This is a genomic window from Gemmobacter aquatilis (genome assembly GCF_900110025.1).
GTDB classification, from domain to species: domain Bacteria; phylum Pseudomonadota; class Alphaproteobacteria; order Rhodobacterales; family Rhodobacteraceae; genus Gemmobacter; species Gemmobacter aquatilis.
The window spans coordinates 169,476-195,075 of sequence record NZ_FOCE01000003.1 but is presented as its reverse complement, the minus strand read 5'-3'; the positions used below and the strand labels follow the sequence as shown (position 1 = coordinate 195,075).

General features: G+C 65.6%; 26 protein-coding genes. 13 read left to right on the top strand and 13 right to left on the bottom strand.

Annotated features, from left to right (window positions below):
• Positions 1 to 187: 187 nt before the first annotated feature.
• From BMX43_RS07795 to BMX43_RS07780, 4 genes are all read left to right on the top strand, one after another.
• Complete coding sequence (locus BMX43_RS07795) at positions 188 to 1,552, top strand: NAD(P)/FAD-dependent oxidoreductase (protein WP_091299703.1); 1,365 nt, start codon at positions 188 to 190, stop codon at positions 1,550 to 1,552.
• A 176-nt stretch (positions 1,553 to 1,728) separates the two neighbouring features.
• Positions 1,729 to 4,695, top strand: coding sequence for an isoleucine--tRNA ligase (ileS, locus tag BMX43_RS07790; RefSeq protein ID WP_091299700.1), 2,967 nt, complete (start codon positions 1,729 to 1,731; stop codon positions 4,693 to 4,695).
• The gene (locus BMX43_RS07785) at positions 4,692 to 5,147 is read left to right on the top strand and encodes a methylated-DNA--[protein]-cysteine S-methyltransferase (RefSeq protein ID WP_091299697.1); all 456 of its coding nucleotides are present in this window, start codon (positions 4,692 to 4,694) and stop codon (positions 5,145 to 5,147) included. The genes ileS and BMX43_RS07785 overlap by 4 nt, the downstream gene beginning before the upstream one ends.
• A gap of 207 nt (positions 5,148 to 5,354) precedes the next feature.
• Complete coding sequence (locus BMX43_RS07780; RefSeq protein WP_091299693.1) at positions 5,355 to 6,191, top strand: DMT family transporter; 837 nt, start codon at positions 5,355 to 5,357, stop codon at positions 6,189 to 6,191.
• Positions 6,192 to 6,213: 22 nt separating this feature from the next.
• Here BMX43_RS07780 and BMX43_RS07775 read toward each other — a convergent pair whose 3' ends face one another.
• The 4 genes from BMX43_RS07775 to fsa form a co-directional block, all read right to left on the bottom strand.
• Positions 6,214 to 6,918: a CDP-alcohol phosphatidyltransferase family protein gene (locus BMX43_RS07775; RefSeq protein WP_175482051.1), complete on the bottom strand. Its 705-nt coding sequence runs from the start codon at positions 6,916 to 6,918 to the stop codon at positions 6,214 to 6,216.
• A 51-nt stretch (positions 6,919 to 6,969) separates the two neighbouring features.
• A complete protein-coding gene (locus BMX43_RS07770) occupies positions 6,970 to 7,893 on the bottom strand; it encodes a tyrosine recombinase XerC (RefSeq protein ID WP_091299686.1) in 924 nt (307 codons plus the stop codon).
• Positions 7,890 to 8,582 carry a DUF484 family protein gene (locus BMX43_RS07765; protein ID WP_091299683.1) on the bottom strand — a complete coding sequence of 231 codons (693 nt, stop codon included), beginning with the start codon at positions 8,580 to 8,582 and terminating at the stop codon, positions 7,890 to 7,892. Before BMX43_RS07765 ends, BMX43_RS07770 begins: the two co-directional genes overlap by 4 nt.
• A gap of 123 nt (positions 8,583 to 8,705) precedes the next feature.
• A complete protein-coding gene (fsa, locus tag BMX43_RS07760; RefSeq protein ID WP_091299679.1) occupies positions 8,706 to 9,359 on the bottom strand; it encodes a fructose-6-phosphate aldolase in 654 nt (217 codons plus the stop codon).
• A gap of 21 nt (positions 9,360 to 9,380) precedes the next feature.
• On the opposite strand from fsa, the gene BMX43_RS07755 reads away from it, so the two are divergent.
• Positions 9,381 to 11,639, top strand: a complete 2,259-nt coding sequence (locus BMX43_RS07755; RefSeq protein ID WP_091299675.1) for a primosomal protein N' — start codon at positions 9,381 to 9,383, stop codon at positions 11,637 to 11,639.
• A 147-nt stretch (positions 11,640 to 11,786) separates the two neighbouring features.
• Here the strand turns inward: BMX43_RS07755 and ruvB are convergent, their stop codons facing one another.
• The 4 genes from ruvB to ruvC are packed head-to-tail and all read right to left on the bottom strand — an operon-like array spanning position 11,787 to position 15,006.
• Positions 11,787 to 12,815, bottom strand: coding sequence for a Holliday junction branch migration DNA helicase RuvB (gene ruvB, locus BMX43_RS07750; protein WP_091299672.1), 1,029 nt, complete (start codon positions 12,813 to 12,815; stop codon positions 11,787 to 11,789).
• A 46-nt stretch (positions 12,816 to 12,861) separates the two neighbouring features.
• Entirely contained in the window at positions 12,862 to 13,767 is a 906-nt protein-coding gene (gene htpX, locus BMX43_RS07745) for a zinc metalloprotease HtpX (protein WP_091300189.1), read from the bottom strand.
• Positions 13,768 to 13,813: 46 nt separating this feature from the next.
• A complete protein-coding gene (gene ruvA, locus BMX43_RS07740; protein ID WP_091299669.1) occupies positions 13,814 to 14,491 on the bottom strand; it encodes a Holliday junction branch migration protein RuvA in 678 nt (225 codons plus the stop codon).
• Positions 14,488 to 15,006, bottom strand: a complete 519-nt coding sequence (gene ruvC, locus BMX43_RS07735) for a crossover junction endodeoxyribonuclease RuvC (RefSeq protein WP_091300185.1) — start codon at positions 15,004 to 15,006, stop codon at positions 14,488 to 14,490. Before ruvC ends, ruvA begins: the two co-directional genes overlap by 4 nt.
• A 305-nt stretch (positions 15,007 to 15,311) precedes the next feature.
• Between ruvC and BMX43_RS07730 the strand changes: the two genes are divergently transcribed.
• Entirely contained in the window at positions 15,312 to 15,527 is a 216-nt protein-coding gene (locus tag BMX43_RS07730) for a DUF1127 domain-containing protein (protein WP_091299666.1), read from the top strand.
• A 138-nt stretch (positions 15,528 to 15,665) separates the two neighbouring features.
• Here BMX43_RS07730 and BMX43_RS07725 read toward each other — a convergent pair whose 3' ends face one another.
• The 5 genes from BMX43_RS07725 to BMX43_RS07705 all read right to left on the bottom strand — a co-directional run bounded on the left by BMX43_RS07725 (position 15,666) and on the right by BMX43_RS07705 (position 19,652).
• The gene (locus BMX43_RS07725) at positions 15,666 to 16,007 is read right to left on the bottom strand and encodes a hypothetical protein (protein WP_091299663.1); all 342 of its coding nucleotides are present in this window, start codon (positions 16,005 to 16,007) and stop codon (positions 15,666 to 15,668) included.
• A 104-nt stretch (positions 16,008 to 16,111) separates the two neighbouring features.
• Positions 16,112 to 16,984: a 50S ribosomal protein L11 methyltransferase gene (locus BMX43_RS07720; RefSeq protein WP_091299659.1), complete on the bottom strand. Its 873-nt coding sequence runs from the start codon at positions 16,982 to 16,984 to the stop codon at positions 16,112 to 16,114.
• An 85-nt stretch (positions 16,985 to 17,069) separates the two neighbouring features.
• Positions 17,070 to 17,684 carry a hypothetical protein gene (locus BMX43_RS07715; protein WP_091299657.1) on the bottom strand — a complete coding sequence of 205 codons (615 nt, stop codon included), beginning with the start codon at positions 17,682 to 17,684 and terminating at the stop codon, positions 17,070 to 17,072.
• Positions 17,685 to 17,705: 21 nt separating this feature from the next.
• Complete coding sequence (gene msrA, locus BMX43_RS07710) at positions 17,706 to 18,359, bottom strand: peptide-methionine (S)-S-oxide reductase MsrA (RefSeq protein ID WP_175482050.1); 654 nt, start codon at positions 18,357 to 18,359, stop codon at positions 17,706 to 17,708.
• Positions 18,360 to 18,410: 51 nt separating this feature from the next.
• Entirely contained in the window at positions 18,411 to 19,652 is a 1,242-nt protein-coding gene (locus BMX43_RS07705) for an MFS transporter (protein ID WP_091300179.1), read from the bottom strand.
• Between the two features lie 265 nt (positions 19,653 to 19,917).
• On the opposite strand from BMX43_RS07705, the gene BMX43_RS07700 reads away from it, so the two are divergent.
• The 7 genes from BMX43_RS07700 to tolB all read left to right on the top strand — a co-directional run bounded on the left by BMX43_RS07700 (position 19,918) and on the right by tolB (position 25,590).
• Positions 19,918 to 20,544, top strand: coding sequence for a hypothetical protein (locus tag BMX43_RS07700; protein WP_091299654.1), 627 nt, complete (start codon positions 19,918 to 19,920; stop codon positions 20,542 to 20,544).
• A gap of 1 nt (position 20,545) precedes the next feature.
• On the top strand, positions 20,546 to 20,938 hold the full coding sequence (ybgC, locus tag BMX43_RS07695) for a tol-pal system-associated acyl-CoA thioesterase (protein ID WP_091299651.1): 393 nt from the start codon (positions 20,546 to 20,548) through the stop codon (positions 20,936 to 20,938).
• Between the two features lie 142 nt (positions 20,939 to 21,080).
• Positions 21,081 to 21,776 (top strand): protein TolQ, encoded by a 696-nt coding sequence (gene tolQ / locus BMX43_RS07690; protein ID WP_091299648.1) that lies wholly within the window; start codon positions 21,081 to 21,083, stop codon positions 21,774 to 21,776.
• A gap of 3 nt (positions 21,777 to 21,779) precedes the next feature.
• On the top strand, positions 21,780 to 22,283 hold the full coding sequence (gene tolR / locus BMX43_RS07685; protein ID WP_091299644.1) for a protein TolR: 504 nt from the start codon (positions 21,780 to 21,782) through the stop codon (positions 22,281 to 22,283).
• A 10-nt stretch (positions 22,284 to 22,293) separates the two neighbouring features.
• Entirely contained in the window at positions 22,294 to 23,682 is a 1,389-nt protein-coding gene (locus tag BMX43_RS07680; protein WP_091299642.1) for a hypothetical protein, read from the top strand.
• On the top strand, positions 23,682 to 24,155 hold the full coding sequence (locus BMX43_RS07675) for a hypothetical protein (protein ID WP_091299640.1): 474 nt from the start codon (positions 23,682 to 23,684) through the stop codon (positions 24,153 to 24,155). The genes BMX43_RS07680 and BMX43_RS07675 overlap by 1 nt, the downstream gene beginning before the upstream one ends.
• A 112-nt stretch (positions 24,156 to 24,267) precedes the next feature.
• Positions 24,268 to 25,590, top strand: a complete 1,323-nt coding sequence (gene tolB / locus BMX43_RS07670) for a Tol-Pal system beta propeller repeat protein TolB (RefSeq protein WP_091299637.1) — start codon at positions 24,268 to 24,270, stop codon at positions 25,588 to 25,590.
• The last annotated feature ends 10 nt before the right edge of the window (positions 25,591 to 25,600 follow it).

Sequence of the window (25,600 nt, the reverse complement as noted above, 5' to 3'; positions counted from 1 at the left end):
CCCTGTCAGGGGGAGGGTTGGGGAGGGGGCAACCCCCCAATTTCGCCCGACACAGGCGGCACGGGGGGTGTACAGGGGGTGCCGCAATGTCACCCCCCCATTTCCGCCGTTGCGAAGTGTGTTTGATCAAATCCAGACCTTGCGCTAGCCTGCCACCAAACCACAGCGGCAACACAGGGCAAAACCGATGCGCAAAGGCGAGATTTCCTTCTGGTATGCCGACATTGGCCTGCCCCCGCGCCGCCCGGCATTGGCAGGTGACACCACCGCAGATGTCTGCATCATCGGCGCAGGCTATACCGGGCTCTGGACGGCCTATTATCTGAAAAAGGCAAATCCAGCCCTGAATGTGCTGGTATTGGAGCGGGAATTCGCAGGTTTTGGCGCCTCGGGCCGCAATGGCGGCTGGCTCACTGGCGGCTTTGCCTGGAACCACGACACCTATCTGCGCCAATCCTCCCCCGCCGCCCTGCGCGCGCTGGTGCAGGCGATGGAAGGCACGGTGGACGAGGTGATCCGCGTGACCGAGGCGGAGGGGATCGAGGCCGACATCCTGCGCACCGACGAGCTGATGGTCGCCACCAACCCCGCCCAGCTTTCCCGCCTGAAGGCCGAGGTGACGCACCGCCAACGCTGGGGCGAAACCCGGGTAAGCGCACTGAATAAAAAGGAAATTTCTGATCGCGTCGCCATCCCCGGCGCGTTGGGGGCGATGGTGATCGGCGGCGTTGCGCGGGTGCAGCCCGCCAAGCTGGTGCAGGGTCTGGCCCGTGTCGTCGCGGCTTTGGGCGTCCGCATCGCCGAAGATACCCCGGTCACCGCCTATGCCCCCGGCTCAGTCGAAACGCCCCACGGCAGCGTCACCGCCCCGGTGATCCTGCGCTGCACCGAAGGCTTCACCGCCGATCTGCCCGGCCATCACCGCGACTGGCTGCCGCTGAACTCTGCCCAGATCGTCACCGCGCCTCTGCCGCCGGAAACATGGGCAAAGATCGGCTGGCAGGGCCATGAAATCATTGGAGATTTCGCCAACGCCTATTGCTATTGCCAGCGCACCCGTGAAGGCCGGATCGCGGTCGGCGGGCGGGGGGTGCCCTACCGTTTCGGCTCGCGCACCGATACCGGCGGCGCGCCGGGCGACGAAACCATCCGCCGCCTGACCGCCATTCTGCACCGCCATTTCCCAGACGCCGCCCGCCACCCCATCGACCATGCCTGGTGCGGCGTGCTCGGCGTGCCGCGCGACTGGTGCGCCTCGGTCGGGTTCGCGCGCGAAACGGGGCTGGGCTTCGCAGGCGGCTATGTGGGGGTGGGGGTCAGCACCTCCAACCTCGCCGGGCGCACCCTCGCCGATCTGGCCTTGGGCCGCGAAACCGACCTCACCGCCCTGCCTTGGGTCAACCGAAAGGTCCGCCGCTGGGAGCCGGAGCCGCTGCGCTGGCTGGGTGTGCACGGCATGTATGCGCTCTATGCCCTTGCCGACAAACGCGAAACCCGCACAGGGCGCGCCTCCCGCCTTGCCGCCATCGGCAACGTCTTGACCGGGCGCTGACCCGCGCCGAAAGGCTGGACCCGCCTCGCGCCCTTGCCTATAAGGCGCATATGATGAGCCATCCTGCGATCATCCATCGAATTACCGGCCCGGCGCGCTGATCCAGCCGCCGGGTTACGAGCCATTCTGCGGCCCCCAAGCGGCCGCCCCCTTCGCCATTCCAAGGACCGCCCGAGATGTGCGCCGATACGCCTGAAACCACTGGCTCCGACTACAAAGACACCGTGTTTCTGCCCGAAACCGAATTCCCGATGCGCGCAGGCCTGCCCGCCCGCGAACCGGCATGGCTGGCCCGCTGGGCCGAAATCGGCATCTATGACCGGCTGCGCGAAAAGCCGGGCCGCACGCCCTTCACCCTGCATGACGGCCCGCCCTATGCCAATGGCCACCTGCATATCGGCCACGCGCTGAACAAGATCCTCAAGGATTTCATCGTGCGCAGCCAGCAGATGCTGGGCCATGACGCGCGCTATGTGCCCGGCTGGGATTGCCACGGCCTGCCGATCGAATGGAAGATCGAGGAGCAATACCGCGCCAAGGGGTTGAACAAGGACGACGTGGATGTGGTGGCCTTCCGTCAGGAATGCCGCAAATTCGCCGAGGGCTGGATCGACATCCAGCGCGAGGAATTCAAGCGTCTGGGCATCACCGGCAACTGGGCTGACCCCTATCTGACCATGGATTACCACGCCGAGGCGGTGATCGCCGAGGAGTTCATGAAGTTCCTGATGAACGGCTCGCTCTATCAGGGGTCGAAGCCGGTCATGTGGTCGCCGGTGGAAAAGACCGCGCTGGCCGAGGCAGAGGTTGAGTATCACGACCATACCAGCCACACGATCTGGGTGCGGTTCAAGGTTGTTGCGGTTGGTGCGGCACGTCGGGATTACGAGGATGACGAGGACGCCTTCTTTGGCGAACAGCGCCAGCTTTATCTGCCCGGCACCTCGGTGGTGATCTGGACCACCACGCCCTGGACGATCCCGCAGAACCGCGCTGTGGCCTTCAACCCCACAATCGCCTATGGCGTCTATCGCGTCGATGCGGTGGCCGAGAACGCCACCGCGCAGGTCGGCGAACGCCTGATTCTCGCAGACAAGCTTGCCGAGGCGGTGATGACTGCCGCAAAAGTCACCGCCTTCACGCGCGAGATCAACTGTCGGCCGGATGATTTCGATGATGTGCAACTGGCCCATCCCTACCGCGGTATCGAAGGCGGCAAAGGCGAATGGGACTATGACGTCCCCCTCCTCCCCGGCGATCACGTCACCGATGACGCGGGCACCGGCTTTGTGCATACCGCGCCCAGCCATGGCGATGACGACTATCAGATGGGCCTGAAATTCGGCCTGCCGATGACCTATAATGTCGAGGCTGACGGCTCCTATCGCAAGGATCTGCCGCTGTTTGGCGGACAGGCGATCATCAATCCCGATGGCAAGGAAGGCCCGGCCAATGTCAGCAATATCAAGGCGCTGCATGGCGCCGGGGCGCTGTTTGCCAAGGGCAAGCTGAAACACAGCTACCCACATAGCTGGCGGTCGAAGGCGCCGCTGATCTATCGCAACACGCCGCAATGGTTTGTCGCCATCGACAAGCCGCTGGATGACGGCATGGGCACCTATGGCGACACGATCCGCAAACGGGCGCTGAACTCGATCAACCAACTGGTGCAATGGACCCCGGTCACTGGCCGCAACCGCCTGCATTCGATGATCGAGGCACGCCCCGATTGGGTGCTGTCGCGCCAGCGCGCCTGGGGCGTGCCGCTGACCTGCTTCACCAAAAAGGGCGCCAAACCCACCGATCCCGACTTCCTGCTGCGCAACGCCGAGGTCAACGCCCGTATCGCGGCGGCTTTCGAGGCTGAAGGCGCCGATGTCTGGTATGTGCAAGGTTTCAAGGAAAAGGTGCTGTCTGGCATCGTCGATCCGTCGGATTATGAACAGGTCTTCGACGTGCTGGATGTGTGGTTCGATAGTGGATCGACCCATGCTTTTGTGCTGCGCGACCGGCCGGATGGCAGCGCGGATGGGTTGGCCGACCTCTATCTGGAAGGCACCGACCAGCATCGCGGCTGGTTCCATTCCTCCATGCTGCAAGCCTGCGGCACCAAGGGCCGCGCGCCCTATCGCGGCGTGCTGACCCACGGTTTCACGCTGGACGAGAAGGGCATGAAAATGTCCAAATCGCTGGGCAATACCGTGGCGCCGGAACAGGTGATCAAGGAATACGGCGCCGACATCCTGCGGCTTTGGGTGGCGCAGGCCGACTACACGGTCGATCTGCGCATCGGCAAGGAAATCCTGAAAGGGGTGGCCGACAGCTATCGCCGCCTGCGCAACTCCATGCGCTATATCCTTGGAAACCTTGACGGATTCACCGAGGCGGAACGGGTGGCCACCGCCGACATGCCCGAACTGGAACGCTGGGTGCTGCACCGGCTGGCCGAACTGGATACCGAGGTGCGCAAAGGTTATGCGGCCTATGATTTCCAGGGCGTGTTCCAGAAGCTGTTCACCTTCTGCACCGTCGATCTGTCTTCGGTCTATTTCGACATCCGCAAGGACAGCCTGTATTGCGATGCGCCGACGGCGCTGCGCCGCCGCGCCGCGCGCACGGTGCTGGACATCCTGTTCCACCGGCTGACCGCCTGGCTGGCGCCGATCCTCGTCTTCACGATGGAGGAGGTCTGGCTCTGCCGCTTCCCGGGGACGGAGTCGTCGATCCACCTGCAGGATATGCCCGATACGCCGAAGGATTGGCTGGACGAGCCGCTGGCGGCGAAATGGGCGCAACTGCGGCAGGTGCGCCGCGTGGTCACGGCGGCACTGGAGGTGCAGCGCACTGCGAAGGTGATCGGTGCCTCGCTGGAGGCGGCGCCGGTGGTGCATGTGGAGGATGCCGGGGTGCTCAAAGCGCTGAAATCGGTGGATTTTGCCAATATCTGCATCACCTCTGCGATTCAGGTGACCGCCGATCCGGCCCCGAACGAGGCGTTCCGCCTGCCCGAAGTGCCGGGCGTTGCGGTGGTCTTTGAACTGGCAGAGGGCGAGAAATGTCAGCGCTGCTGGCAGATCCTGCCGGATGTCGGCGCGCACAAGCACCCCCATACCTGCGCCCGCTGCGACGAGGCATTGGCATGACGACGCGCCGGGCGGTGCTGCAAGGCCCGTTCGGCGCGATGACGATCCACGAGGCGGACGGGGTTCTTGTCCGCCTTGACTGGCGGGATGATCCCGGCGAAGGCTCGGCTCTGCTGGATGAGGCGCTGCACCAGTTGGCCGCCTATTTCGACCGCCGTCTGATCGCGTTCGATCTGCCCTTCGACTGGGGGCAGGGGATACATGCGCAGGTGCGCCGGGCCATGGCCGCGATCCCTTTCGGCGAAACCCGGACCTATGGCGAGATTGCCCGCGCCATCGGCGCCCCGGCGCAGGCGGTGGGGCAGGCCTGCGGTGCCAACCCGCTGCCGATCCTGATCCCCTGCCACCGGGTGCTGGGTCGCGCCACTCTGGGCGGGTTTTCGGCGCCGGGGGGCGTGGAAACCAAGGTGGCGCTGTTGCGCCATGAAGGGGCGGCGGGGCTGCTGATCTGAGGGGACGTGCGGATGCCCCTCACCCCAACCCTCTCCCCCAAGGGGAGAGGGAGCCGGTCGCACGGTCGGGATGGGCGCGCCTCGCAACCAAGCGCAACGCACCCTCTCCCCTTGGGGGAGAGGGCAGGGTGAGGGGGCAGCCCGCAATCCACCTTGCAGCGCCGCCACAGCCGCCTTACCCAGAGCCGATCTGATCGGAGGGCGCGCGTGAGTTTTCTGGTTCTTCTGGCGGTGCTGGGCGCGGCCTTCCTTCATGCGCTGTGGAATGCGCTGATCAAGCTGGGCACCTCGCGGCTGGGCGCAATGCTGATCCTGTCGGTGGCCGAAATCCCCATCGGGCTTGCCATTGCGCTCAGCCGTCCGCTGCCCGCGCCGGAGGCCTGGCCCTGGGCCGTGGCGGCGGGCTGCACGCATTTCTTTTACAAGACGTTCCTGACCTTCGCCTATGATCGGGGCGATCTGTCGCGCGTCTATCCGATTGCCCGGGGCGCCGCGCCGATGGCGGTGGCGCTGTTCGGGGCGGCCTTCCTGCATGACGAAATGACCGCGCCGCAATATGGCGGCATCCTGTTGCTGGCGCTGGGGATCGCACTGATGGCACGGGGCGTGTTTACCGATGGTGAAAGCCGCAAGTTGTTGCCCTTCGCCTTCGGTTCTGCCGCTGCGACGGCCACCTATACGCTGATCGACGGGCTGGGGGCCCGGGTGTCCGGCGATGCGGTGGCCTATGTCGCCTGGGTTTTCGTGTTCGACGGCCTGATTTTCACTTTGGGCACTTTGGCCCTGCGCGGCACGGATGCCCTGCCGCGCGCGCCCCGCGCCTGGGTGCTGGGCAGCGCGGCCTCTGCCGCCTCGTATGGTGCCTATGCGATCTCGATCTGGGCGATGACCATTGCCCCCATCGCGCTGGTGGCCGCCTTGCGCGAAACCTCGATCCTGTTTGCCGTGCTGATCGGCTGGCTGGCTTTTGGCGAGCGGATGACACGCGACAAGGCCATCGCATCGCTGATGATCGTGGCCGGGGTCATCGTCACCCGGCTCTGACGATCTCTCAGTCTTGCCCGGTTCAGGCGAGGCGCTGCGGGCGTTCGGGGATGATCTGCTGCGCGATTCCCGCGAAGGTCAGGTAAAGCGAGGTGACCACCAGCCCCCAATGCGCCCAACTGGCCGGGTGGAAATCCACCCAGGCGGCCCAGCCGGCAAAGAAGGTCCAGGCGAGCGCGATTGGCAGGCTGATCTTGCGCCAGCGTTTGGTGCGGGTGGGGTGGATGAATTTCAGATTGGTGAACATCGCCACGGTCAGCGCGATCACGAAGGCCAGAATCACGCCTTCGCTTGGATGCAGGGCGAACATCACCAGAATGAACATGTTCCAGCAGGCCGGAAAGCCCGCGAAGGAGTTATCCTTTGTTTTCATCCGCGTATCGACGAAATAGATCGCCGACCCATAGGTGATGACGATGATCGCCAGCCACCCTGTCCAGCCCGGCAGCAGGTCGGATTTGAACAGCGCGAAGGCGGGGATGAACACATAGGTCAGATAGTCGATGATCAGATCCAGCAGCACGCCGTCATAGGTGGGCCAGTTGGTTTTCACATCGTAGCGCCGGGCCAGCGGCCCGTCGATGCCATCGACGAACAGCGCTACCACCAGCCAGACGAACATGGCATCCCAGCGCAGTTCCACCGCCTCCAGCATGGCGAGCATGGCAAGAACCGCACCGGTGCCGGTGAAGAGGTGAACGAGAAGGGCTTTGAAGCGCAGGGTCATGCGACAGGAATGCCGCAAATTCCGGGGCGGCGCAACCGGCGGGATTGGGGGTCAGGCGCGCGGATGGGTGCGGGCATAGACCTCCATCAGACGGGCGGCATCCACCGCCGTATAGGTCTGGGTGGTGGACAGCGAGGCATGGCCCAGCAATTCCTGAATCGCCCGCAGGTCACCGCCCGCGCCCAGAAGATGGGTGGCAAAGCTGTGGCGCAGCGCGTGGGGCGTGGCGGTGGCGGGCAGGCCAAGCCGGTTGCGTGTCCGCTCCATCGCCGCTGCGATCAGGCGCGGGTTCAGCGGCCCGCCGCGTGTGCCGCGAAACAGCGGTGCGGTGGCGGTCAGGTCATGCGGGCAGAGCCGCGCATATTCGGCCACGGCGGCGCGGGCGGCGGGCAGCACCGGCACCAGCCGTTCCTTGCCGCCCTTGCCGCGGATGCGCAGCACCTGCGCCAGCGGATGGTCGGCGCCGGTCAGCCCCAACGCCTCGGAAATCCGCAGGCCGCAGCCGTACAGCAGCGTGACCACGGCGGTATCGCGCGCCGCCACCCATGGGCTGCGCGCGTCGTCGCCCACGCTGTCCAGCACATCGGCTGCCGCGTCGATGCTCAGCGGGCGGGGCAGTTTCTTCTGAAAGCGCGGGGCGCGGGCGGACAGAACGGCAGTGGCATCCACCCCTTCGCGTTCCGCCAGCCAGCCGGTAAAGCCCTTCACCGCCGAAAGCGACCGTGCCAGCGAGCGGGGTGCCACACCGCGCCCGCGTTCATGCGCCATCCAGGCGCGCAGGTCTGACAGCGGCACTTGCGCCAGCGCCGCCAGCCCCTCGGTGCCGCCACGATGATGGGCGAGAAAGCTCAGATAGCCCGCGACATCGGCGCCGTAGGCCTTGACCGTCAGATCGGCCCGCCCGTCCAATGCGCGCAGATGGGTCAGCCATTCCGCCATGGCGGCACGGGCCGCAGGCGAGATGGCAAGGGTCATGACAGCCAGCGGCGCATCGTCCGCTCGAACACCCCGGCGAAGAAGGCCAGCAGATCGGTGCCATGGGTGGGTTTGAAGTGATGCGGATCTTCCGACCCCATCACCAGCAGCCCCGGCAGCCGCCCCTTGCCGAAATCCAGCCGCATCAGCGCCTCGGACCGGATCCAGCCAACCCGTTCGCCATAGATCAGTTCCGAAGTGGGCACGGTCTGACGCAGTGTCACTGCCCGCAACGAAACATTGCGCCCGCCGCTGACATAATCGGCGGTAAAGCCCGGTTCGGCCACGCACAGCACATCGCCCAGACGACGCAGCGCCGGGTCTTCGGCCTCTTGCACCGATTCCAGCACCAGCCGGATGCAATCCACCCGCAGCGTCGCCGCCACATCGGAGGACAGGCTTTTCAGAAAATCCTCGAACGACAGCGGATCGAGCATTTGCAGGATCGCGCGATGCACCTGATTGGTGCCGGCCAGATTTTCATAGGCGGCGGCGATCACGGTGCGGTGGGTATCCTCCAACCGCTCCAGCCGGTGTTCCAGCCGTTCCATGGCAATGCCGCGCAGATCGACGATGTTGCTGCCCATCGCGCGTTCATTGGCCCCGATGAGCGCGCGCATCAGATCCTGGTCTTCAAGGATGACTTCCGGCGCCGCCATGATGCGGTCGCGCAGGTCGGGTTCGATCATGTCAGGCTGCCCGTTGTTCTTGTTGCGCAAGATTAGCAGCGATTTGCGCGGTTTTCTTCATCTTTTTATCGTAAATGTGAAAACGGCCCGGCACGGGGCCGGGCCGTTTCAGCACGGGTCCGATCAGAGGATCGACTGGCCGGTTTTCGCCCAGTCCTTCACGAACTGGTCAAGGCCCTTGTCGGTCAGCACATGGCTGGCCAGCCCCTTGATCACCGAAGGCGGCGCCGTCATCACGTCGGCGCCGACCAGCGCGCATTGCGTGACATGGTTCAGCGTGCGGATCGAGGCGGCAAGGATCTGGGTTTCAAAGCCGTAATTGTCATAGACCTGACGGATGTCGGAAATCAGGTCCATGCCATCCAGGTTGATGTCATCCAGCCGCCCGATGAACGGGCTGATGAAGGTGGCCCCGGCCTTGGCCGCGATCAGCGCCTGATTGACGCTGAAACACAGGGTCACGTTGACCATTTTCCCTTCGCCCGACAGCACCTTGCAGGCTTTCAGCCCGTCCCAGGTCAGCGGCACTTTCACAGTGATGTTGGGGGCGATTTCGGCCAGTTTGCGGCCTTCGGCGATCATCTCGTCGGCTTTCAGCGACACGACCTCGGCGGAAACCGGGCCCGAGACGATCGAGCAGATTTCCTTGGTGACTTCGAGGATGTTGCGACCCGATTTCAGGATGATCGAGGGGTTGGTGGTGACGCCATCCACCATGCCGAGGTCGTTGAGTTCGGCAATGGCGGCCACGTCGGCGGAATCGACGAAGAATTTCATCTGGGCAGTCCTCTGGGTTCGATGCAGGGTTGCAGGCGCTCTCGGGGTCGTATTAGCCCAAAGGGGCGTCAGGGGAAAGAGAGGCGGGCGGTGGAACGGGTTTTCGGCGAGGGCGAGCGGGTCGGGGTGTTGACGACCGAGCCTTTGGGCCGGGTGCTTGATTACCGCGCGCCCGAAGGCGGCTGCGGCATGGGCGATTTCGTCGAGGTGCCGCTGGGCCCGCGCCGGGTGCTGGGGGTTGTCTGGGGGCCGGGCGAGGGCAGTTTCGACATGGCGAAGCTGCGTCCGGTGGGGCGGGTGCTGGACGCCCGGCCGATGCGCGCCGAATTGCGCGCCTTCCTGACCCGCGCCGCCGATTACACGCTGACGCCGCTGGCCGCGATGCTGCGGCTGGCCACCCGCACGCCGGGCTTGGGCGAGGCGGCCAGCACGCGGCGCATCTATCGCATGGTCGGGCCTGCGCCCAACAAGCTGACCGATGCCCGGCTGCGGGTGATCGAGGCGCTGCGCGATTTCGGCGGTGCTGCGGTAACGCTGGGCGAATTGTGCGAGGCGGCGGCCTGCACCGCTTCGGTGGTCAAGGGGCTGGTGAAGATCGGTGTGGTGGCCGAAAAAGACGCGCCGCGCGATCTGCCCTATCCGCCGCTGAACCCGGCGGGCGGGGCGCGGCTGATGGGCGATCAGGTGGCGGCGGGCGATGCGCTGGTGGCCGCCGTGGCGCAGGGCGGCTATGGCACCACGTTGCTGAAAGGCGTCACCGGATCGGGCAAGACCGAGGTCTATCTGGAGGCGGTGGCCGAATGTCTGCGCATGGGGCGGCAGGCGTTGGTGCTGCTGCCGGAAATCGCGCTGACGGCCGAGTTTCTGACCCGGGTCGAGGCGCGGTTCGGCGCCCGCCCTGCAGAATGGCATTCGGGCGTGACGCAGACCGAACGGCGGCGGCTGTGGAAGATGGTAGGGCAGGGGCAGGCGCAGATGGTGGTCGGCGCGCGGTCGGCGCTGTTCCTGCCGTTCCAGAACCTTGGGCTGATCGTGGTCGATGAGGAACACGATACCTCTTACAAGCAGGAAGAAGGGGTTCTCTATAACGCCCGCGACATGGCGGTCCTGCGCGCGGCGATCTGCGGCTGTCAGGTGGTGCTGGCCTCGGCCACGCCCTCGCTGGAAAGCTGGGTCAATGCCGATCAGGGCAAGTATACGCGGCTGGAACTGGGCGCCCGCTACGGCACCGCCGAACTGCCCGAGATGCGGGCGATCGACATGCGGGCGCAGAAGCTGGCGGCCAATTGCTGGATCTCCGATCCGCTGGCCCGTGCGGTCGAGGCGCGCCGCAAGCTGGGGGAACAGTCGCTGCTGTTCCTCAACCGCCGGGGCTTTGCGCCTGTGACGCTGTGCCGGGCCTGCGGGGCGCAGGTCGGCTGCGATCATTGCGATGCGCGGATGGTGGAACACCGCTTTCTCAAGCGGCTGGTCTGCCACCAATGCGGCGCCACCAAACCCGTGCCCACGGCCTGCCCAAGCTGCGGGGTGGAAGGCAAGATGGCCCCGGTCGGCCCCGGTGTCGAACGGCTGGCTGAAGAGGTCGCCGCGCGCTTCCCCGAGGCGAAGCTGGCCGTGCTGTCCTCTGATCTGTTCGGCTCTGCCCGGGCCTTGAAGCAACAGATCGAGCTGATCGCGGCAGGTGGCGCCGAAATCATCATCGGCACGCAGATCGTGGCCAAGGGGCACAACTTCCCGCTGCTGACGCTGGTGGGAGTGATCGACGCCGATCTCGGGCTGCAAGGCTCTGACCTGCGGGCGGCGGAACGCACCTTCCAACTGATGCGTCAGGTGGCGGGCCGGGCCGGGCGCACCGGCGAACGGCGCGGCCTTGCCCTGCTGCAAACCTTCCAGCCGGAACATCCGGTGATCCGCGCCATTCTGGGCGGCGATGAAGAGGCGTTCTGGCGGGCCGAGGCGGCCGAGCGCCGCGCCGCAGGCGTGCCGCCCTTCGGGCGCATGGCCGGGGTCATCCTGTCCGGCCCGGATGTCGCGCAGGTCTTCGAATTCGGCGCCGAACTCGCCCGCCGCGACGGCCCGTTGCAGCGCATCGGCGCCCAGCTCTACGGCCCCGCCCCGGCCCCCATCGCCCGGGTGCGCGGCCGCCACCGCGTGCGCCTGCTGATCAAGGCCGACAAGGCCGCCGCGATCCAGCCCGCCATCGCCGCATGGCTGGCGCAACTCAAACCCCCGGCCAATCTGCGCATCGCGGTGGATATCGATCCGCAGAGCTTTCTCTGACCCTTCTTCTTTGCCCAAATACCCATGCGACCGAGCCGCAAGGCTGCCATTGGGCCGCTGCACAGCCCGCGCCGCTGCCCATGGCAATGCCTTTCGCGGGGGCTCGATGCCCCCAAGAAAGGCGCCCCTGTCTGACAGGCGCTTGCCTTAAAGGTCGAACAACCCGGCCTGTGCGGGGGCCTTGGGCGGCTCCAGCCCGATATGGCGCCAGGCTTTGGCCGCCAGCATCCGCCCGCGCGGGGTGCGCTGGATCAGGCCCTGTTGCAACAGATAGGGCTCGATCACCTCTTCGATTGCATCGCGGCTTTCCGACAGCGCGGCGGCAATCGTCTCCACCCCCACCGGCCCACCGCCGTAATTTTCTGCCAGCAGCAACATGTAGCGGCGGTCTGCACTGTCGAGGCCCAGCAGATCGACCCCCATCCGCGTCAGCGCCCGGTCAGAGATTGCCTGAGTCAGCCGCCCGTCGCCTTCCACCGTCACGAAATCCACCACGCGGCGCAGCAGCCGCCCGGCGATCCGCGGGGTGCCGCGGGCGCGGCGGGCAATCTCGCGCGTGCCCTCTGCCGTGGGTTCCACCCCCAGCAGCCGGGCGCCACGGTTCACGATCAGGTCCAGCTCGTCTTCGGTATAGAATTGCAGCCGGGTGGGGATGCCGAACCGGTCGCGCAACGGCGTGGTCAGCAGGCCAAGGCGCGTGGTGGCGCCGACCAGTGTGAAGGGTTGCAATTCAATCCGCACCGTCCGTGCGGCAGGGCCTTCGCCAATCACCAGATCCAGCGCGAAATCCTCCATCGCCGGATACAGCACCTCTTCCACCACGGGGGAAAGCCGGTGGATCTCGTCGATGAACAGCACGTCGCGCGGTTCCAGATTGGTCAGGATCGCCGCAAGATCGCCCGGCTTCGCCAGCACCGGGCCAGAGGTCATGCGGAACCCCACCCCCAGTTCCCGCGCCATGATCTGTGCCAGCGTCGTCTTGCCAAGGCCGGGCGGGCCGTGGAACAGCGTGTGGTCCATCGCCTCGCCGCGCATCTTGGCGCTTTCGATGAAGATGCGCAGATTGGCGCGCGCCTCGGCCTGACCCACGAAATCCGCCAGCACCTGCGGGCGCAGGGCGCGGTCGGTATCTTCCGGCAGACGTTCCGGGCGCAGGGTGGGATCGGACTGGCTCATGGGCGGAACAATCCCTGAACGTGGCCGATTTGGCAAGCGCGAAGCGTCAGCTCCACGGCCTCTTGCGGCTGACGCGCGGGATGGAGCTGCGGGCCATCCGGGCGGTTTGCGGCGCCGCGCTTCCCACCATCGCTTGCAGCGCCGCGATGCGGTTCGCGGTGGCGGGGTGGGTGGAAAACAGCGCATCGCGCGCATGGGCATGCAGCGGGTTGATGATGAACATATGCGCCATGGCCGGGTTCGCCTCGGCTGCCGGGTTGTCGATGCCCTTGGCAAAGGCGTCGATCTTGGCCAGTGCCGCCGCCAGCCACAGCGGCTGGCCGCAGATTGCGGCGCCAAGCCGGTCCGCCTCGTATTCTCGGGAACGCGAGATTGCCATCTGCACCAGCGCCGCCGCCATGGGGGCGAAGATCATCACCACAAGGCCACCCAGAACCCCGCCCTCCCGCTCGCGGTTGCCACCGAAGAAGAACGCGAAATTAGCCAGCATCGAGATTGCACCCGCCATGGTCGCGGTGATCGTCATGGTCAGCGTATCGCGGTTCTGGATATGCGCCAGCTCATGCGCCATCACGCCCGCGATTTCCTCGCGGGTCAGGCGGCGCAGCAGGCCGGTGGTGGCCGCCACGGCGGCGTTTTGCGGGTTGCGGCCGGTGGCAAAGGCGTTGGGCTGATCGGTGTCGATCAGATAGACCTTCGGGCGCGGCATCCCGGCCCGGTCGGCCAGATCATGGACCAGACGCACAAAATCCGGCGCCGTGCGGTCATCGACAGCGCGGGCGCCGTTCATCCGCAGCACCGCCTTGTCGCTGTTCCAATAGGTGAACAGGTTCATCGCCCCGGCCAGAACCAGCGCGATCACCGCCCCCGAACTGCCGCCGATCAACGCGCCGATCCCCATGAACAGCGCGGTCATCGCCGCCATCAGCATTGCCGTTTTCACATAACCCACCATCTGGCACCTCCTGCCCCGGATATGGGCGGGGGCAAGCCCGGCCTCAAGCCTTGGGCATCAGCAGTTTCAACGACAGGCGGATCAAACTTGCGGTATCGGCCTCGGGCGCCTCTGCCGCTGCCGTGGCCACGGCCTGCGCCGCATCGCCTTGCTGATAGCCCAGGTTCAGCAGCGCCGACAGTGCATCGGCACTATAGGCTGCGCGGGCGGCGCCTTTGGGGGCGGGTTTCGCGGCTGGCCTGGCGGTGGGGGGGGAGGGCGCCTCGATCACCTCATCCAGCACGGGGTCCGACAGCAGGCTGGCGCCCTTGGCCATGACGCCGGGCGCCTTCGCCTTCAGCTCCAGCACCACGCGCTGCGCCAGTTTCGGGCCGACGCCGGGGGCGGCCTGAATGGCGCGCGCATCGCCCAGCGTGATTGCCCGCGCGGCCCCTTCGGCGCCAAGCGCGCTGAGGATTGCCATCGCGGCCTTGGCACCCACGCCCTGCACAGTCATCAGCAGGCGGTGCCATTCCTTTTCCAGCAGGGTGGGGAAGCCGAACAGTTGCAGCAGATCCTCGCGCACCAGCAGTTCTGTATACAGCGCGCAAGCCTCACCCACACCGGGCAGGGCGGCCAGTGTCCGGTCTGACACATGCACGATATACCCCACGCCGCGCACGTCGATCAGCACATGATCCGACCCGCGATGGTCGATCCGCCCCGAGATCTTGCCGATCATCCTGCCGCCCTCCGAAGCGCATCTTGCAGCCGCGTGCTGCTTTGCGTGTGATGCGCGTGGCAGATCGCGATCGCAAGCGCATCCGCCGCGTCCGGCCCTGCGATCTTTACCCCCGGCAGATGCAGGCGCACCATATGGTCGATCTGCACCTTGGCGGCATGACCCACACCGACCACCGTCTTTTTCACCGCGTTGGGCGCATATTCCCCGACCGTCAGCCCGAATTGCGCGGGCACCAGCAGCGCGATGCCGCGCGCCTGGCCCAGTTTCAGCGTCGCCACCGCATCCTTGTTGACGAAGGTATGTTCCACCGCCGCCGTATCGGGCTGCCACAGGCGCAACACCTCGGTCAACTGGCTGTGCAGGCTCAGCAGGCGCTGCGCCAGATCGCCGTCGCCTTCGCCGGGGGCGGAATGGCAGATGCCATTGGCGACATGGGTGAGTCGCACGCCCTGCACGTCGATCACCCCCCATCCGAGGTTACGCAACCCCGGATCAATGCCCATCACCCGCATCCGCGACCCTTTGTTCTTGGTTTGCCCCACGCTAGCACGAAAGGTTAAGAGGGGCCAACGGCAATTTCAGCCGGGTCAGGTGCGGCGCCGGAGTATCGTTTCCGACCCTTCCCGTGTCGCAAGCGACACAAGCTTGCGGGGGCATTGCGGGATGAAACCAATATGACGCAAAAGGCGATGAGCCATGCAGTTTCTGCAAGTGCGACATGCGCGGGCTTTGCTTGCGATACATACTGCGCCCGATTATCTGACGTTGCGAAGGCAAGAACGCCTTCGATGTGAGCAGTTTGAAAACGAGGACCGCCATGGCCGCTTATGAGACTACCCGGACGGCGCCCTTCGGCGCTATCGCGACTTTCCGCTTCATCCAGTTCGTGGGCAACATCGTTGCTGCCGTCGCCGAATGGAACGACGCGCGCGTGACCCGTAACACGCTGGAAAAGCTGTCGGATCGCGAGCTTGACGATATCGGGCTTTGCCGCGGTGACATTGATCTGATCGGGGCGAAAGCCCGCGTCTGATCTGTCATCCCGATGGGGCGCAGAATGCCCCGCAGAATATTCCACTCCGATGCCGAAGGCCGCACTCCGCAAGGGGGGCGGCCTTTCTGGTATCTGGTGCGGATGACGGACGGGCAGGATTGGTGCCAAGCCCCGTGTTCAATGCAGCAGTCGGTCGATCAAGGCGGAGGTCTGAACCGTGACAGGATCGGCCTGCATCAGAAACCCGCCCAGACGCGCGAAACCTTCGCTTTCCCGCATCCGTTCCACGCGATCAAGGTAGGAGGCGGACCCGATCTGGTAGTACATCGACGCTTTCAAGCCGGTGCCACAGGCGAGAATGACCAGCAGAGGCCCGATCAGACGACTGCGCTTGCGAGATGGTTTTGTGTAATAAGATCGCCCCAAGGTGCCGTCGGCCTCGAAGCCATGCCCCTTCGCGCGTGCATCTTCGATACGCGCAAGCCGCGCGTAAAATTCAGACAGATCCTGCCCGGCCATACCGATTACTCCACGATACAGCCCCCACCCAAGTATCACTTTTGGGGCTAAAATGTGGCAAAACTAGGGCGTGCGCCCCAGTTCAGCCGTCTTTCTGCACCCGATCAGGCGCGTTTGAGCACCAGTGCGGACCATTCGCCAAGATCTTCGCGGGACTCCAGCGTAAAGCCGACCGCCTCATAGGCCGCCGTCACTGCCTCGGCCTGCACCACCAGCAGGCCCGACAGAATCACAAGACCACCGGGCGCGACATGGGTGGCCATGTCGGGCGCCAGTTCGATCAGCGGGCCTTTCAGGATATTGGCGAAAACCAGATCATAAGGCCCGGCTTCCTGCAGGCGTGCGGCGTCGAAACCTGCAGCCTCCAGACATTCCAGCCGGCCTTCCAGCCCGTTGATCGCCACATTCGCCAAGGCAACATCGACGGCAACCTCGTCAATATCCGAGGCGATGACCAGCGCGTCGGGCAGCACCGATGCCGCCGCCATGGCCAGAACGGCCGTGCCGCAGCCGATATCGGCAACCTTGGCCGGGCGGAAGCCCGCATCCATCAGCCGGTCGAAGGCGCGCAGGCAGCCCAGCGTGGTGCCATGGTGGCCGGTCCCAAAGGCCACCGTCGCCTCGATCTGCAACGCAACCCGGCCTTCGGGCACTTTGTCGGCGTCATGGCTGCCGAAGACGAAGAACCGGCCCGCCTCCACCGGCGAAAGCTCGCGGCGCACATGCGCCACCCAGTCGATATCCGGCACATCCGACATCACGAAAGGCTTTGCGCCGAAGGCCAGCGCCAGCACGTCGAGCATCACCTCGTTCGGCTGTTCCACGAAATAGGCGCCGACTTCCCACAGCCCGCTGTCATCCTCGATCTCGAACACGCCCACGCCGACGGGCGCCGGGTCCAGCTTCTCGATGGCGGCGGCCAGAGATTCAGCGGCGTCTTCGCCCGTCAGGGTGGTCAGAGCGGAAAAGGTAGACATCGGTGGGGATCCTCTGCTGGTTCAGGCCGCGATAGACAGGCGGACCCGCGCCGTCAAGGCGCAGACATGCTGGGGTGGGGCGCCCTCACGGCGCGGGGCGGTGTCTCGTCTCGTCAGCCTGAGGGCGCAGGGCTGCGCGCAGGTCTGGCAGGCGGGCCAGCCAGTCTTCCGCGTCGCCATAATCGGCGAAATCGGCATGGCATTCATGCAGCCCCTCGGCGCGGCGGGCATGTTTGATCGGGCACCAGTATTGCTCGGTTCGCGCCGCGACCTCGCGCACATAGGAAATGACGCCATTGCAATAGCCGCAATAGAGACAGTTCAGCTTCTGAAGCAGGTTGAGATAGGCCAGCAGGTGGCGATCCAGCACAAGGTGATCGCGCCGCCGCACTTTCGCGATGCCATAAACCGGAAAGCAGATCGCCTGATACAGGCTGACAGCCAGATCCAGCAGCGCAACGGGCAGGATCAGCGCATAGATCACCGGCGCGGTCAGCACCACGAGCGGGCGGGTCTGGCGTAGGAAGGTGCCCAGACGCACCCGCAGCGCCCGCTGCCGGGCCAGAACTTCGGCATCGAACACCGCGCGGCCATGGTCCAGCCGGTAGTTGAGCCGCGCCTGCGCGTGATCCAGATCCTCGTCCAGCCGCGCCCGCAGTTCGGCAAGGTGCTTGCGGATGTCTTCCAATGCGCTGGCCATCGTTCCCTCCCGAACCCGGGATCAGACGCCCAAGCCCACGGGGCAGCTCACACCCGTTCCGCCGATGCCGCAATAGCCATTGGGGTTTTTGGCCAGATATTGCTGATGATAGTCCTCGGCATAGTAAAAGATCGGGGCAGGGCGGATCTCGGTTGTGATCGTGCCCTTGCCTGCCGCTGTCAGCGCTGCCTGATAGGCGGTTTTCGAGGCCTGCGCCGCCGCCTGCTGCTCCGGTGTATACACATAGATGCCAGAGCGGTAGGTCGATCCAACATCATTGCCCTGCCGCATCCCCTGCGTCGGGTCGTGGTTTTCCCAGAACAGCTGCAGCAGCGCCGCATAGCTGACCTTTGCAGGGTCGAAGATCACCCGCACCACCTCGTTATGGCCAGTCAACTGGGTGCAGGTTTCCTGATAGGTCGGGTTCGGGGTATAGCCGCCCGCATAGCCCACCATGGTCAGCCAAACCCCCGGCACCTGCCAGAACTTCCGCTCTACCCCCCAGAAACAGCCCATGCCGAACATCGCTTCGGCAAAGCCTGCGGGCACCGGGGATTTCAGGTCAAGCCCGCTGATAAAATGCGGCTCGGTCAGCGGCAGCGGGGTGGGGCGGCCCGGCAGGGCCTCTTGCGGGTCCACCATCTTCGTCTTCGCGCTTTGGAACATCTGGAACATCGGCGCCTCCTGTGCTGGGCTCAATATAGGCGCGCGGCGCCGCGCGTCCAATCACTCTGCCGGAACTTGCGCCCAGCGGTCGCCCCCGGTCAACCGCGTCTCGTTGCCCGCCGAAGGGTGGCGCGGCACCAGCAGCGACAGCAGGAACGAAATCGCCGCCATGCCCGCCGCCAGCCCGAACACCGAGCCGGGCGCCATGATCCACAGGTAGCCAAGGCCCGCTGGCAGGAACACCGCCGCGATATGGTTGATGGTGAAGGCCACGGCAGCGGTGGGCGCCATGTCCGCCGGATCGCCGATCTTCTGGAAATAGGTCTTCTGCGAGAAGGACATGGCGAAGAACAGGTGATCCACGACATAGAGCACGGCGGCCACCCAGACCCCCCAGTCATACCAATACAGCCCGCCATAGCACAGGAAGACGCAGAACAGCCCGGCATATTCCACCAGCATGGCCTTCTGTTCGCCAAAGCGGCTGATGAACCGGCCCAGATAGGGGGCGGCGATCATGTTGGCGACGAAGTTGATCAGCATCAGTGCCGTCACCTTCTCTACCCCGAAATGGAACTTCTCCACCATCATGAAGGCGGCGAACACGACGAAGATCTGCCGCCGCGCGCCGGCCATCAGTTGCAGCGCGTAATACAGCCAGTAGCGGCGGCGCAGCACGATGGAGCGGCGCTGCGGATGCGGCGCCTCGAACTGCGGATAGGCGATCAGGCAAAATACGGCGATGGCGGCGCACAGACCGCCCGACACCAGATAGACGCTGTTATAGCTTAACCCCAGTGCCTTCCAGGTCAGCATGATCGCGCCGTAAGCCAGCAGCGAGGCGCCCGATCCGATGGCCACGATCCAGCCGATGGTCTTCGGCGCGGCCTTGCGGTCGATCCACTGCAATTGCAGCGACTGGTTCACCGTCTCGAAATAATGGAAGCCGATGGAGGACAGCAGCGTCACCGCCATGATGCCGCCCAATGTGGGAAACCACGCCGTCACGGCGGTGGAAACCCCCAGCAGGATCAGCATCACCCCGGCCAGCACCTGTTCGCGGAACAGCAGCAGAATGGCGATCACCGCCACCGCCAGCAGCCCCGGGATCTCGCGCACCGTATGCAGCCAGCCGATTTCGACCCCGGTAAACCCGGCCTTCTCGATAACGAAATTGTTCAGCAGCGCCGTCCAGGTGGAAAAGGCCAGCGGCATGGCGGCGGCCATCAGGAACAGCAGCGCAATCGGCCTGCGCCACAGCGGCAGGGATTGCGCGTCGGAAAGGGGCAGGGTGCGCTTCATCATGATCCTTTCTAGCGCCGCCCGCCCGCACAGACGAGGCTGGAATTGTTCCCGCCACAATTCCCTTCTTCTTTGTCTAAATACCCAGCCGTCCTGACCGCATTCCATGTAGTCCATCTTCGCGCCACCCGTGTCGCAATCCATGGCAATGCCGCCCGGCGGGGCTCGATGCCCGCCGGGCGGCAGCTCTTTTCAGGCAATATGGTTGAGCCTCCACACGAAACCGCCTATTGCCGCCGCAGAAACCGCCAGCAGGGAGAGACGGATGGACCCGGCAGAGGTGCAGGCTTTGTTCACGCGGGCTTCGGGCGAATTTCTGTTTGCCCGCTGGGGCCGCCCCATCGTGCCGGTGGTCTTTGGCGTCGAGGATGCCACGCTTGCCATCGTCAAGGGCGCGATAGAGGCGGTGGTGGTGCTGGCCGGTCATCGCATGGCCGAAACCGACCCGGAACTCGGCGCCAACCTCATGGTGTTCTTCTTCCGCGACTGGGCCGAACTGCCCGAGGTGCCCAATCTCGACCGGCTGGTGCCCGATCTGGCGCCGCTTTGCGCCCGGCTGGCGGCGGTAGGGGCGAACCAGTATCGGCTGTTCCGCTTCGATGCCACGGGCGCGATCAAGGCGGCCTTCGTGTTTTTGCGCATGGATGAGGAACTCTCTGCCGTGCCCGCCGATACATTGGCGCTCAATCAGGCGGTGCAGGTCATCCTTCTGTGGTCCGACCGCGCCTTTGCCGACCGTTCGGCCTTGGCGCGGGTAAGGGAAACCGTGATCCTGCGCCCCGAGATCGGCGCCTTGATCCGCGCGGCCTATGACCCCGTTCTGCCGCCCGTGGCGCAGGATCCCAGCCACGCCCTGCGCCTGTTCGCCCGCACCCAGCGTGAGGAAATCTGAGATGTACCGCCACCCGATCCGCGTCTATTACGAAGATACCGACCTTGCCGGGATCGTCTATTACGCCAATTACCTGAAATTCATCGAACGCAGCCGCAGCGAATGGGTGCGCGCGCGCGGGGTCGATCAGGGGCGGCTCAAGGCGGAAACCGGCATCGTCTTTGCCGTGCGCAAGGTCGATGCCGATTATCTGCGCCCCGGGCGGTTCGACGATCTGCTGACCGCCACGACCGAACTGCGCGCCTTGGGTGGTGCCCGGATCGACCTGTGGCAAACCGTGCTGCGGGGCGAGGAGACGCTGTTCACCGCCGCCGTCACGCTGGTCTGTCTGGGCGAGGATGGCCGCGCCGCGCGTCTGCCGCCCGAAATCCGGGCGTTGCTGAGCGAAGGGTAAGCGGAGGCGGCGCCAACCCCCCGGCATATGGGCACCTTTCAGCCGGTGACGAGGATGTGTTGGCATTCCCTCTAAAATCAGGATAGAATCACCGCTAAAGAGCGGGTCGGAACAATGGCCCGGCAAAATAAGAGCAGGCGTAATGAATACCGAAACCCTTGCGATGGCGCAGGAGCTTGACTTCTCGCTTCTGGCCCTTTTCGCGCGCGCAACCCTCACCGTGAAAGTGGTGATGATCGGCCTTCTGGCGATGTCCTTCTGGTCTTGGGCGATCATCGTGCGCAAACACATCATGTATCGGGCCGCGCGGCTGGAAGCCTCGATCTTCGACCGGGCCTTCTGGTCGGGCGAGCCGCTGGACGAGCTGTTTGAAAAGCTGGGTCCGCAGCCGGATGGGCAAAGCGAAAAGATCTTCGCCGCCGGGATGCTGGAATGGCGCCGCAGCCACCGGCAGGATGGCGGGCTGATCGCCGGGGCGCAATCGCGTATCGACCGGGCGATGGATGTGGCGATTTCCCGCGAAAGCGAAGTGCTGAATGGCGGCCTGAGCTTCCTTGCCACAGTCGGTTCCACCGCGCCGTTCATCGGGCTGTTCGGCACGGTCTACGGCATCATGCACGCCTTTACCCAGATCGCCGCCACCAAGAACACCGATCTTGCCACCGTCGCGCCGGGTATTGCCGAGGCGTTGATGGCCACGGGGATCGGCCTTGTCGCCGCCATTCCGGCGGTGGTGTTCTACAACAAGCTCAACGCCGACAGTGAACGCATCCTTGGCGGCTACGAGGCGTTCGCCGACGAATTCGCCACGATCCTCTCGCGCCAGCTGGACGCCTGAGCCATGGGGGCCGGGGTCGTCAAGAAAAGCGGTGGCGGGGGGCGGCGCGGTCGGCGCCGCGGCTCGTCTGCCAGCATGGCCGATATCAACATCACGCCCTTCGTGGACGTGATGCTGGTGCTGCTGATCATCTTCATGGTGGCCGCGCCGATGCTGACGGTGGGGGTTCCGGTGCAATTGCCCGAAACCGCCGCCGCCTCGCTGCCGTCGGAACAGGAAGAGCCGCTGGCGATCACCATCGCCGCCGATGGCAAGCTGTTCATCATGAACAGCGAAGTGTCCGAGGTGGATCTGATCCCGAAACTGTCCGCCATCGCGTCCGAGCGCGCCTCGGACAAGGTGTTCCTGCGCGCCGACGGTGCCATTCCTTATGAGCGGGTGGCGCAGGTCATGGGCGCGCTGAATGCCGGGGGCTTCCGCAACATCGGTCTGGTGACCGACAGCAACGGGCCGCTGATGGGCGGCGCTGTCGGCGGGGCCGCAGCACCCGCCAATACGGGTGGCTGAGGCCGGTGCCATGGACAAAGGCGTCATCATCTCCGGCATCGGGCATATCTGCCTGATCCTCTGGGTGCTTCTGGGCGATTTCCTGTTCAGCCCCAGTGAGCCGCCGGAGCCTGCCGTGACCGAGGTTTCCCTGCTCAGTTCGGCAGAGTTCGACGCAATGGTGGCCTCCAGCCCCGAAGCGACGCCTGCCGCCGAGGCGGGCGAGGCTGCAGCAGAACCGGCTGCCGAGCCGGTGGAACAGCCTGCGGCCGAACCGCAGCCCGATCCTGCGCCCAGCGTGAAGCCACAGCCCAAGCCCGAGCCGCCCCCGGCAAAACCGGAGCCTCCGGCCCCGGCCGAGCCCGAGCCCGCACCGGAGCCCGAGCCTGTGGTCGAACCCGAACCCACGCCCGCGCCGCCGCCGAAACCCGCCGAACTGGCGGAAACGCTGCCGGTGGAGCCGGTGCCGCAGCCGGAACCCGTGCCCGAACCCACCGCCCCGGTGGCAGAGGTCGCGCAGCCGGTGCCGGTGCCGAACACCTCCAAAATGCCGCGCCCGCGCCCCGCGACCCGCGTGGCCCCGGTGCCGCAGGAAGCGCCGCAAGAGCCGGTGAAAGTGGCCGAAGAGGCCAAGCCCGAGGTCAGCGACACGCCCACCCCGGAAACCCCGGTGGTGGAGGAAAAGACCGAGGCCGCCGCCCCCGAGGAAGCCACGACCGAAATCGTGACCGAGGCCACGCCGCAGGAAGACGCGCCGACGCTGGCGCCGACCTCCAGCCGCAAGCCGCAGTCGCGCCCGAAACGCACTGCCCCCGCCGCCGAACCGGCTGAGGAGGCTGTTGCCGAGGCCAGCACCGCCAAAACCGCCGAGAAACCGGCGGCGAAGCCCGCTGCGAAACCGGCGGCCAAGGCGTCTGACAGCGCGTCGGATTCCGCAGGCGCAAGCGACAGCGCCACCGATGACGCGGTGGCCGAGGCGCTGGCGGCGGAACTGGCTGGTGCCGCCAGCGATGCCCCTGCCGAAAGCAAGCCTGCGGCCAGCAAGGCGGCCGACAGCAAGCCTGCAGCGGCCAAGGGCGGCTCCATCGCCGCGAATGGCCCGCCGATGTCGGCAGGCGAGAAGGATGCGATGCGGGTTGCGGTGGAGCGCTGCTGGAACGTCTCGACCCTGTCCACCGAAGCAGTGCGCACCAAGGTTGTCGTGGGCGTGACGGTAGGGCAGGATCGCAAGCCGGTTGCCACCTCGATCCGCATGGTGGAGGCGAGCGGCGGCACCGATGCCTCGGCCCGCCAAGCCTATGAAGCTGCCCGCCGCGCGATCCTGCGCTGCGGCAGCGCCGGATTCCCGCTGCCCGCCGACAAATACGACACTTGGAAAGAGATGGAGCTTGTCTTCGACTCGAAAGGGGTGGGTCTGTGATGCGGATTCTTCATGCCATCAAGACCGGCGCGCTGTTGGCGTATACGGCTTTGGTCGGCGCCGTCTTGCCGGGCGCAACCGGGCTGGCTTGGGCCGAAGCCGTCAAACCCGTTTCCAGCACGGCTTTGTATTCTGTCTGGCGAGTGTCCGGCAAAGAGCTTTCGGCAAAGACCCGCAAGGATTTTACCGTGGCGGTCGAGCGATGCTGGAACACCGCAGCCCTTTCGGACGAAGCGGTGAATGTGACGATGGTTATCGGTCTGACCATCGGGCCGGACCGCAAGCCGGTGGCGGACTCCCTTCGCCTGGTCGAGGCGAAGGGCGGTTCCGAGGCCGCTGTTCAACAGGCTTACGAGGCAGCCCGCAAAGCCATCTTGCTATGCGGGCGGCGGGGCTTTCCGCTGCCCGCAGAAAAATACGAGGCCTGGCGCGAGCTGGAACTGGTCTTCGCCGCGTCGGGGGCCACGCAATGAGCCGGGGCAACCTGGCACGGGAACCGGGGAAGGGCCGCGCGCCTTTCCCCTTTGGCATGAACGCGGCGGCACGCGCTTTGGGCGCCGCCGCAACAACAGGAACGAGGGTCAGATGAGCCGTCTCCGCTACCTCCTTTCCGCCGCGCTGGCGGCGGCAACGCTTGGCGCCGTGACCGGCGCGCCGCTGCAGGCCGAACCGCTGCGCATCGAACTGGGCACCCCGGTCGTTGAACCGATGCCCTTCGCGCTGCCGCGCTTCGTGGACGAAGGCGGCGCAGGCGACATGGCGGCGGAAATCAGCGGCGTCATCGCCGCCGATCTGGCCGGAACCGGGCTGTTCGAGCAGATCCCGCAAAACGCCTATATCCAGAACATCACCTCGTTCGACGCGGCGGTGTCCTATCCCGACTGGCAGGCGATCAATGCACAGGCGCTGATCACCGGCGCGGTGCAAGGCGGCGGCGGGCAGGTGGCGGTGAAGTTCTGCCTGCATGACGTGTTCGCCAATGGTACGCTGGGCGAATGCCTGCAATTCGCCGGGGACAAGGGCAGCTGGCGCCGTGTGGCGCACAAGGTGGCCGATGCCGTCTACAGCCGGATCACCGGCGAAAGCGGCTATTTCGACAGCCGTGTGGTGTTCGTGTCCGAAGCCGGGCCGAAGAACCAGCGCCAGAAGCGGCTGGCGGTGATGGATTATGACGGGGCGAATACCTCTTATCTGACCGATAGCGCCTCGATCGTGCTGGCGCCGCGCTTCTCGCCCTCGGGCGACCGTATCCTGTTCACCTCCTATTCCTCAGGCTTCCCGCAGATCTATGTGATGGATGTGGGCTCGCTGTCGGTGCGCGGCCTCGGTGAACAGCCCGGCACGATGACCTTCGCGCCGCGCTTCTCGCCCGATGGGCAGACGGTCGTGTTCAGTCTGGAACGTGGCGGCAATACCGATATCTATTCGCTGAACATCAATGGCGGCGGGTTGCAACAGCTGACCAATTCGCCCGCGATTGAAACGGCCCCCTCGTTCAGCCCCGATGGCAGCCAGATCGTGTTCGAAAGCGACCGTTCGGGCAACCAGCAGATATATGTCATGTCGGCAGGCGGCGGCGAGGCGCGCCGGGTGTCCGGTGGCGCCGGGCGCTATGGCACCCCGGTCTGGAGCCCGCGCGGCGACTATATCGCCTTCACCAAGCAGAATGCGGGCCGCTTCCATATCGGCGTGATGCTGGTGGATGGCTCTGAGGAAAAGCTGCTGACCGCCTCTTACATCGACGAAGGCCCGACCTGGGCGCCGAATGGCCGGGTGATCATGTTCGCGCGGCAGGAACCGGGCGGCGATCCGATGCTGTATTCGGTCGATGTGACGGGCCGCAACCTGAAGCGCATTCCGACGCAGGGCGCCGCATCCGACCCGGCATGGTCGCCTTTGCTGCCGTAACAAACCTCAC

What these genes read in the sequence shown, in the direction of transcription:
- BMX43_RS07795 (WP_091299703.1), top strand. Translation starts at nt 188, where the DNA reads ATGCGCAAAGGCGAGATTTCCTTCTGGTATGCCGACATTGGCCTGCCC.
- ileS (WP_091299700.1), top strand. Translation starts at nt 1,729, where the DNA reads ATGTGCGCCGATACGCCTGAAACCACTGGCTCCGACTACAAAGACACC.
- BMX43_RS07785 (WP_091299697.1), top strand. Translation starts at nt 4,692, where the DNA reads ATGACGACGCGCCGGGCGGTGCTGCAAGGCCCGTTCGGCGCGATGACG.
- BMX43_RS07775 (WP_175482051.1), bottom strand. Translation starts at nt 6,918, where the DNA reads ATGACCCTGCGCTTCAAAGCCCTTCTCGTTCACCTCTTCACCGGCACC.
- BMX43_RS07770 (WP_091299686.1), bottom strand. Translation starts at nt 7,893, where the DNA reads ATGACCCTTGCCATCTCGCCTGCGGCCCGTGCCGCCATGGCGGAATGG.
- BMX43_RS07765 (WP_091299683.1), bottom strand. Translation starts at nt 8,582, where the DNA reads ATGATCGAACCCGACCTGCGCGACCGCATCATGGCGGCGCCGGAAGTC.
- fsa (WP_091299679.1), bottom strand. Translation starts at nt 9,359, where the DNA reads ATGAAATTCTTCGTCGATTCCGCCGACGTGGCCGCCATTGCCGAACTC.
- BMX43_RS07755 (WP_091299675.1), top strand. Translation starts at nt 9,381, where the DNA reads ATGCAGGGTTGCAGGCGCTCTCGGGGTCGTATTAGCCCAAAGGGGCGT.
- ruvB (WP_091299672.1), bottom strand. Translation starts at nt 12,815, where the DNA reads ATGAGCCAGTCCGATCCCACCCTGCGCCCGGAACGTCTGCCGGAAGAT.
- ruvA (WP_091299669.1), bottom strand. Translation starts at nt 14,491, where the DNA reads ATGATCGGCAAGATCTCGGGGCGGATCGACCATCGCGGGTCGGATCAT.
- ruvC (WP_091300185.1), bottom strand. Translation starts at nt 15,006, where the DNA reads ATGCGGGTGATGGGCATTGATCCGGGGTTGCGTAACCTCGGATGGGGG.
- BMX43_RS07730 (WP_091299666.1), top strand. Translation starts at nt 15,312, where the DNA reads ATGGCCGCTTATGAGACTACCCGGACGGCGCCCTTCGGCGCTATCGCG.
- BMX43_RS07725 (WP_091299663.1), bottom strand. Translation starts at nt 16,007, where the DNA reads ATGGCCGGGCAGGATCTGTCTGAATTTTACGCGCGGCTTGCGCGTATC.
- BMX43_RS07720 (WP_091299659.1), bottom strand. Translation starts at nt 16,984, where the DNA reads ATGTCTACCTTTTCCGCTCTGACCACCCTGACGGGCGAAGACGCCGCT.
- BMX43_RS07715 (WP_091299657.1), bottom strand. Translation starts at nt 17,684, where the DNA reads ATGGCCAGCGCATTGGAAGACATCCGCAAGCACCTTGCCGAACTGCGG.
- msrA (WP_175482050.1), bottom strand. Translation starts at nt 18,359, where the DNA reads ATGTTCCAGATGTTCCAAAGCGCGAAGACGAAGATGGTGGACCCGCAA.
- BMX43_RS07705 (WP_091300179.1), bottom strand. Translation starts at nt 19,652, where the DNA reads ATGAAGCGCACCCTGCCCCTTTCCGACGCGCAATCCCTGCCGCTGTGG.
- BMX43_RS07700 (WP_091299654.1), top strand. Translation starts at nt 19,918, where the DNA reads ATGGACCCGGCAGAGGTGCAGGCTTTGTTCACGCGGGCTTCGGGCGAA.
- ybgC (WP_091299651.1), top strand. Translation starts at nt 20,546, where the DNA reads ATGTACCGCCACCCGATCCGCGTCTATTACGAAGATACCGACCTTGCC.
- tolQ (WP_091299648.1), top strand. Translation starts at nt 21,081, where the DNA reads ATGAATACCGAAACCCTTGCGATGGCGCAGGAGCTTGACTTCTCGCTT.
- tolR (WP_091299644.1), top strand. Translation starts at nt 21,780, where the DNA reads ATGGGGGCCGGGGTCGTCAAGAAAAGCGGTGGCGGGGGGCGGCGCGGT.
- BMX43_RS07680 (WP_091299642.1), top strand. Translation starts at nt 22,294, where the DNA reads ATGGACAAAGGCGTCATCATCTCCGGCATCGGGCATATCTGCCTGATC.
- BMX43_RS07675 (WP_091299640.1), top strand. Translation starts at nt 23,682, where the DNA reads ATGCGGATTCTTCATGCCATCAAGACCGGCGCGCTGTTGGCGTATACG.
- tolB (WP_091299637.1), top strand. Translation starts at nt 24,268, where the DNA reads ATGAGCCGTCTCCGCTACCTCCTTTCCGCCGCGCTGGCGGCGGCAACG.